Genomic DNA, 913 nt, shown 5'->3' with positions numbered 1-913 from the left:
TCTTTTTGGTCCCTCTGGGGGAGGTGGGGGGGGGGGGTTCCGTCTATTTGGTGGTCGGGGGGGTGTGGGGCTGTCTGTTTGGTGTCCGCCCTTCCGTTTGCGGCGCGGTGGGGGGTCGGCCAACAGCACAGGTTTAGAAGCAGGCCACCCCGTTGACGGTGATCAGCTCCGGTGCCGGGTTGGCTCCGCCGGCGGTGGTGGCGTTCAGCCCGAACATTGCCGTCTCGCCGGGCTCCAGCCGGCCGTTGTAGGTCTCGCTGCGGGCCGTCACCGTCGCCCCGCTCTGGCTGACCTTGGCCATCCACGCCTCCCGGAGCCGCTGGTCACCGGTGAACGCGAAGCGGACCGTCCAGCCGTCGACTGTGGCGTCCCCGGTGTTGGTGATGTCGACCTGGGCGGTGAAGCCTCCGCCGCCGGCCCATTTGCCGTAGTTGATGTACTCGGCCCGGCAGCTCAACGGCGCCGGTGCCGGCACCGCGTCGCCCTGGTCGGCCAGGAAGGAGGCGATCCAGCTCAACGCCGAGTTCCAGTTGATCGCCACTTCGTTCGTCGCGTACGACTCGATGTCGTCGACGTAGCAGAACATCGGCGCGCAGCCTTCCAGCAGGTCCCGGGCGAACGGGTCGTCCAGGCCGGCGTTGGCGCCGCCGGCGATCGACCCGGCCGGCGGGATCGGCAGGTCGGGGTCGAGCTGGTTGCCGAAGATCCGGCTGTGCTGGTTGCGCGGGTACACCGAGCCCCAGCCGGTGACGTACGAGTGGTTCAGCGCGTTGCGACCGAAGATGTAGTCCATCGCCTGCACGGCACCGTCGCGGTACCCGGTGTCCCCAGAGACTGTACGTAACACGTGTACGATCACCGGCATGCGAGCGGTCATCTACGCGCGGGTCTCGTCAGACCCCACCCGCGAAGT

The 913-nt window shown here is 68.2% G+C and carries 1 protein-coding gene; it reads right to left on the bottom strand.

Annotation, left to right across the window (positions count from 1 at the left end):
• Positions 1-133: 133 nt before the first annotated feature.
• Positions 134-847 carry a cellulose binding domain-containing protein gene (locus tag ACXAHD_RS32225; protein ID WP_475055189.1) on the bottom strand — a complete coding sequence of 238 codons (714 nt, stop codon included), beginning with the start codon at positions 845-847 and terminating at the stop codon, positions 134-136.
• Between the last annotated feature and the right edge of the window lie 66 nt (positions 848-913).

It is taken from the genome of Micromonospora sp. ABR4_055 (assembly GCF_056160425.1).
The sequence above is the reverse complement of the archived record's forward strand: the minus strand, read 5'-3'. Positions and strand labels throughout refer to the sequence as shown.